The organism is Apibacter sp., from assembly GCF_025291155.1.
Classification (GTDB): Bacteria; Bacteroidota; Bacteroidia; order Flavobacteriales; family Weeksellaceae; genus Apibacter.
Genome location: NZ_JAMBJZ010000167.1, coordinates 1 through 565 on the forward strand (window position 1 = coordinate 1; position 565 = coordinate 565).

The window sequence follows — 565 nt, forward strand, 5'->3', positions numbered from 1 at the left end:
GTTTTAGAGCAGTCTCTTTAAATCTATTGTATGCTGATTCCGTTTGTCGTCTTTGTTCATTATACTTATCCAAACAAGGCTCATCATAAATGTGGTAAACATTAGCAGGAAACTTTTGCTTAATTTTTTTTACAGAAACAGTATCTAACTTTTCTGTTATATTATTTATAAAGAAATAAATTCCTGAAAAAAAATCTATATCCAAATCGTTAGACTGAATATCTACTAAAACCAAGGTATCTTCAGTCTTTAACTCCTTCGCTTCAAGTAAATGAGTATAAATATTTATCTTAGTTGAATCTATTGATGCTCTATACAAACACGGTTTATAACAATCCTGTCCATTAACTAATGATACATTTATCAACAAGAAACTAAATAAAATCAAATATTTTTTCATTATATTTATAATTGAGAGTTATAGTATAATTTATCTTGAAAAATTTTAAAACATTTTCCTGAGATATTCTTGTATATCCTTCCACAAGAGGAAATTTTGGAGCCGGACTAGGTGCAAATGGATATACATATACATCAGGATCTGAGTCATCTGAACCATTAATAA

At 27.8% G+C, this 565-nt stretch carries 2 protein-coding genes; both read right to left on the reverse strand.

The window, feature by feature from the left end; all coding sequences use genetic code 11:
* The coding region (locus tag M3Z80_RS09740; protein ID WP_293919424.1) for a hypothetical protein at positions 1–400 on the reverse strand (400 nt) is incomplete at its 3' end.
* The coding region (locus M3Z80_RS09745) for a hypothetical protein (protein ID WP_293919425.1) at positions 375–565 on the reverse strand (191 nt) is incomplete at its 5' end. The genes M3Z80_RS09740 and M3Z80_RS09745, both read right to left, overlap by 26 nt.